Source organism: Microcystis aeruginosa NIES-4325 (genome assembly GCF_008974145.1).
GTDB classification, from domain to species: domain Bacteria; phylum Cyanobacteriota; class Cyanobacteriia; order Cyanobacteriales; family Microcystaceae; genus Microcystis; species Microcystis aeruginosa_G.
On sequence record NZ_BJKP01000039.1, the window covers coordinates 21,455 to 27,541 of the forward strand.

A 6,087-nucleotide genomic window follows, 5' to 3' on the forward strand; every position below is an offset into this window, starting at 1 on the left:
CGCCGACCGACTCCTGATAACTGATAACTGATAACTGATAACTGATAACTGATGAAAAGATTAGCTTGGTTCGATCGCTTAGTGTTAGCGACTATTTTGGCTTTAATTGCCGCAATATCGTCGATTTTGATACAAGAAAATCAAGTTCCTACCCGAGGGGAGAATTTTAGCTGGCAAGGGCGAAAAATCGGCGTTAGGGACAATTATTTTACTTTAAGTTTTAATCGACCGATTGACCGTTCGGACATAGAAACCAGCTTGGTGATCAATCCTCCCTTACCGGGTAAAATTAGCTGGGCTGGTGATCGCTTGACCTATACCTTGACGGAATTACCCATCTACGGCAAAAAATATCAAGTAAAGTTACCTATTGCTCAAGGTGAGGACTTTATCGGCGAATTTTACAGCCACGATCGAGCTTTTGCCTATATTGGAGTCAACCAAGAGGAAAGAGGCCGTTTAATCGTCTGTAATATCATTCAGGGGGCGAATAACGTCACAGAACTGAAAAAAACCATCCTTACCCCTGGGGATCTGGTGGTCACGGATTTTCAAATCTATCCGAGGGGGGATAGAATTTTATTCTCGGCCTTCGATCGCTCTGACTTAGGACGAGACACCCCGAAACAGCAACTTTACACGATTACCACGGGTTTAAATCATGACGAACATGGTCAAAATTTGCCCAGTGGTCGTATAGAAAGGTTTTTAGATGCGAAAACTTATCAAAATCTTCGCTTTGATCTCTCAGATAACGGCAAAACCCTAATCGTGCAGAGAATTAATCATGGGAATCCGGGGGATGCCAGTTTATGGGTAATCAGGGATGATGGACAATCGCGACCGTTAGGAATGCAAGGGGATAATTTTTTACTATCTCCCGACGGTAAAAAAGCGGTTGTCAGTCAAACGGGAGGGGTAGCGGTGATTCCTTTGGATGTCCAAGCGGGAAAACCGCAATTTTTGCCTACCTACGAGAAAATACTCGCTTTTTCCCGGGATGGTCGCCAAAAACTAATGGTGAAATCAGAATCGGATAATCAGCGATCGCTATTTTTGCTCAACGATCGGGGAGAGTCAAGACTACTGTTAAGAACAGCTAATCCGATTATTAGCTGTGAATTTGAACCGAGACAGGAAAAAACCCTTTACTGTCTGAAAAGCGATCTGGTTATGGGCAGCGATGGCAAGGTGAAAGAAGAACCTTTTTTAGGGATTATTGAGATAGAAACGGGTAAAATGATCCCCCTGCTGGCCTTACCTAATTATCGTGACGTACAGATGAGTATGTCTCCCGATGGCGTGGCTTTATTATTTGATCAGTTAGCAACCATACCCTTTGGAGTCGGCAATGATTTAGTCACTGGGGAGGGGTCGAGCATTGCCGATGGTCGTCTCTGGTTATTACCGCTTCCTGATCAGTTCAGTCCCAATAACATCCCGAAAATTCTACCTCAAGAACTCAACGCTGGTTTTAAACCCCGTTGGCTGCCCTAAAATTATTGATCGGTAGCTATGTTATCAGGTTCAAGAGTTAAGTTTTCAGTGAATTTATGCTACTTCAGCGATTTGCTTTTTTATTGCGTCCTAGTGGCGATATCGAGATCGAGCGGGGGATTCGGACATTATTAGCGATCGCAGTACCGATTATTGTCGGTGATATTTTAGATCGGTCAAAATTGGGGTTAATGGTCGGTTTAGCGGCTCAAATCTTGATTTTAGCCGATGCGGGGGGACTTTACTGCCTGAGAGCGCAAACCCTAGTCGCTACGACTATCGGGATGGCTCTAGCTTTGATTATCGGTACATTAGCCAGTGCTTGGCTAGGATTGACCGTCGTGATAGTTTTTTGCGGGTTGTTTCTAGCCGGTTATTTGACAGTTTACGGGGAAAATGGGGCTTTAGCTGGGGTAGTAATCAGTTTATTGCTGCTTTTTGCCGTCTCATTGCCATCGGGAGATATGGTCGTCGCTTTACAACGGGCCGGAATCGCTGTTTTGGGAGGGGGATGGACAATTTTTTTGGCCCTGTTTATCTGGCCTTTTCGTCCTAATCAGCCTTTACGTCAGGTAACGGCGGAAAATTTTCGGGGCATCGCCACTTATCTCCGCTCTTTGCCTTTACACTCTCGTTCTAATGTTCATGAGGAGCCATATTTTGACCAAATTCGCCAACTGTTGCTCCGTTCCAGGAAAACTGTCACCTTGACGCGTCGGGGACGTTGGGGAAAGAATGAGCTGCGGGAATTGTTAATCGTCTTGATTGAAGATAGCGATCGCATTAATACCAGCTTAATTGCGCTGCGAGAATTGCTTCATCTTCATCCCTTGCCACAACTGACCACGGTGGCTATTTTATTAGAAGATATTCTCGTGCAGGTGGCGGAAATTAGCGAAGATATTGCTGGGTTAATTTTGGGTAGAAATAAACTACCGGATTGTGAGCGTTTGCAGCTATTACTCAAGGCGATCGAGCAACAAAAAAACCTGCAAGCTAAAGTTTTAGAAAATGCCCAAGATGATTATAGCAGTTATGTGGCAATTTCCCAATTAAATAATCGTTTAAAAAAATTATCTAAACAGCTAAAAATAGCCAGTGAAACAGCGCAACATTTGCGGCAAAGCGAGGAATTTTCAGATAAAAAAAACCTCTGGCAGCGGAACTTTGAAGGGATAGAACAAGAGTACAGTCAAGAAAAAGCTTGGTGGGAACCATTAAAATCTAATTTTAATCTAGAATCGCCCCTATTTCGTCATGGTTTACGCTTGGGTTTGGGAAGTGCCCTAGGAGTCTTGATCTACCATAAGCTAGGGATTACCCATAGTTTTTGGATTGGTTTAACCTTAGTTATTGTGTTAAAACCAGATTTTAGCTTGACTTTTCAACGCTTTTTTAATCGGGTGTTTGGCACGATTTTAGGCTCGTTTTTTGTTTTGGCATTGTTGCGAATTATAGATAATCCGATCTGGTTAGAAATTATTGGGTTGATTTCTATAGCGATCGCTTTAACTTTGGTGCGATTTCACTATAGTTTAGCCGTATTTTTTATCACAATTTTTGCTTTAATTATCAGTCGTCTCGATGCCAGCAATGCCGGGATTAATTTAGAGTATATCAGAATAGTTTATACTTTAATTGGTAGTGCTTTAGCTTTTGTACTTTCCTTCGGTTTTTTACGGATTAATGAAGATGAACGTTTTTCCCTCGCTGCCATTAAAGCATTAGAAGCTAATCAAATATATTTTCAGTCAGTTATGGCAGTTTATTTAGGAGAATCATCCTATCAAACTGCGATTTTATCTTCCCATCGCAATAAAGCTCGACGGGCAAATACAACTATGCAAACCGCCCTACAAAGATTAATTGATGATCCTAGCACACCCTTTCCACAAATGGAACCGGCAATCACTTTAAGTAATTATATTCCCCGTTTTGGTCGCGGGGTGACAGTTTTATTGACGGAATTGGAACAATATCGCGGTAGTCCTCCCCATCCTAATCTAAGTCTGTTCACGCAACAAATAACCCAAGCTTTGACGCAATTAACCGAAGCTTTGCAAACAAATAATCCTCCTTCTCCCTTACCTACCCTCGAAGATACTTTAGAAAATATCCTCGATCATTTGCAAGAATTGCGAGAGGAAAGGTTAGTAGAAATTGCCGATAAACAAGAGGGAACTAATCTCCAGAAATATTTAGGGGATTATAATATTGTCACCACGGAACTTGTGGAATTATCCAGTCGTGTTGAGGTAATAAACACAGCAATCGCTCGTTTTATTAGAAGTTAAAATTTAGTTATATAGCGTTTCCTGTTCGCAAGAGGTACATTATCGATGTTGAAAAGTCTGATCAGCAAAGGTTTAAGTGTACCACTCAGGTGTGAGAACCGCTATAACAACAGAATTTAGCAGTTAGGAGGAAAATCGATTAACTTCGATAATTTCTGTATATTCAAAATTATTAGGACTGCGTTTCACCAGAGAATAATCAACACCATGAAGATTAATTAAATCCTCTTGACAATCTGCTTTCGGAGAATTATAAACTAACACATATTCTTTACCAATATAGCGAGAAATCTCGGTTTCTACTTCTCCTCTCCATTGAGTTTTTGTTACTAAAACAATTAACTGATTGGCTAATTTAGGAATAGCGATCGCAACTTGCCGACGATAGATATGATCAAGACTACCAAAAGGGGAATCCATCACCAGAGGAAAAGTGCTGCTATCAATTCCCATCAAAGTATTTTTCTGACTCCATTCGCGCACTCGATCGATAATTCCCCCGATAAAAGATAAACTGAGGATTTGATTTTCTCCGGTGGAAGCTGCCACGGGAATTGCGAGTCCTGTGGTATTTTCTAATAGTCTTACCTCGTAATCGGGACTAATACGGGGAATATAGGGAGTAAAAGAAATTGAGTTAAAGATTTCCTGTACCCGTTTTTCTAAGGACAAACGAAACTGATTTTCTAATCTCTGTCTTACCTCACTAATGCGATTAATTGCCTCTTGAGTGGCTAAAATACGTCGTTGTCCTAAATTATGTTTTTCCTCTTTTTGTTGCTGTTTCTGTACCTGTTTTTGCAAGGATTCTAACTCTTTTTCATAGATATCTAGTTGATTTTTATTGCTACCCTGTTCCAAGCGGAAATCTTTTAGGGAATCCTCGATCGCATCTAAACGAGATTGCAGATTTTTAATATCTTCATCGGGATAATGGCGAAATTTATCCCGAACTTCATCTAATTCTGATTCTACTAAAGATAATTCTAAGCGCCACTGGTGAATATTAGCTTGATAATTATCCACTTCTTGCCAAAAATCTAAGACTTTTTTATCCATTTCTTTGACTGTGGAAGATAAGCGAATGGCTGCTTCTTCCACATCGGCCATTCCTGCTTTATTCATCCAATCTTGTACCTGTAAATAAGCTTGACTATTTTCCTGTAATTCCTGGCCACAAATACATTTTTTCCGCTCTAATAATTGTTGGACAAATTGCTGTTTGATACCACTGGGTAATTCCCCTTGTTGTCGTAGGCGATCGATTAATTGCTGAAAATTTTGATTAATTCCTTTTAAAAAGACTTGATAAGCTTGCTGAGAAATTAATTTCTTTAACTTATCCTTAGTTCTGACTAAATCTTGCCGCAGATTTCTTTCCTGTTGTTCTAATTTTTCTTTTAACTGTTTTAATTCCTCGGCACCACTTAACTCTAGTAAGCGATTAGTCACGGCTTTTTTTAATTCTTCTTGCTGGGATAACTGGCTAATAATATCTTGCTGACGCTGTTTTAATTTCTCGAAATCCTGCTCAATTTTACTTTCCTGTTTTAATAACTTTTTTAAATCCGATTCCCCTAAATCTTTAAGCTCATCTTGTAAAGATTTTTTGGCTTTTTTTAAATGCTCGATCGCTCTGTCTAATACTTTAACTCCCAACAATTCTTTTGTATCTTCGCCGATTTTACCTTGGCTACTACTGCGGAATTGATGATCGATATATTCCCCATCAAAAAAGAAATAACGGTGTAAACTTTCGGGTAAAATTTGATTAATAATATCCTCCGCTGGTTGATTGGGCGTGTACCAATTGCCATCATCACCAGCGTAGAGCATATATAAACTATTTGAACCGTATTTAATTTTACTATTTACATCTTGGTAGGCGAAAAATTTTCGTTTTACCTGATAGCGTTTATTTTCATGTTCAAAGTTTACTTCTGCGGAACATTCTATGGATGTTCCCGTGGTTACTTCTGTAATTGCCCGTTTATTAACTAATAACTCGGGTTCGGCAAAAGCTGCTGTAAATTTTTCATAAAGAACCCAGGTACAAGCATTTAAAATTGTTGTTTTTCCCGCCCCATTATTGCCATAAATTACCGTCGTATTGCGAGAACTTGCCGCTAAATGTATCTCAGGAGTCTTACCATAAAATTGTCGAAAATTACATAACTTTATTGATAGTAGTTTCATATTTATATAGAGGGGAAGTGGGGAAGTGGGGAAGTGGGGAAGTGGGGAAGTGGGGAAGTGGGGAAGTGGGACCCTAAGACACTAGAACCCTATCTCCGTA

General features: G+C 40.1%; 3 protein-coding genes. 2 read left to right on the top strand and 1 reads right to left on the bottom strand.

What is annotated here, in order from left to right:
• Positions 1 to 51 precede the first annotated feature (51 nt).
• Both MiAbW_RS16595 and MiAbW_RS16600 read left to right on the top strand, forming a co-directional pair.
• Positions 52 to 1,497, top strand: a complete 1,446-nt coding sequence (locus MiAbW_RS16595) for an Ig-like domain-containing protein (RefSeq protein ID WP_151697002.1) — start codon at positions 52 to 54, stop codon at positions 1,495 to 1,497.
• Between the two features lie 56 nt (positions 1,498 to 1,553).
• Entirely contained in the window at positions 1,554 to 3,791 is a 2,238-nt protein-coding gene (locus MiAbW_RS16600) for an FUSC family protein (RefSeq protein WP_151697003.1), read from the top strand.
• 123 nt (positions 3,792 to 3,914) lie between these two features.
• On the opposite strand, the gene MiAbW_RS16605 is transcribed toward MiAbW_RS16600, so the two are convergent.
• The gene (locus tag MiAbW_RS16605; protein WP_151697004.1) at positions 3,915 to 5,987 is read right to left on the bottom strand and encodes an AAA family ATPase; all 2,073 of its coding nucleotides are present in this window, start codon (positions 5,985 to 5,987) and stop codon (positions 3,915 to 3,917) included.
• Between the last annotated feature and the right edge of the window lie 100 nt (positions 5,988 to 6,087).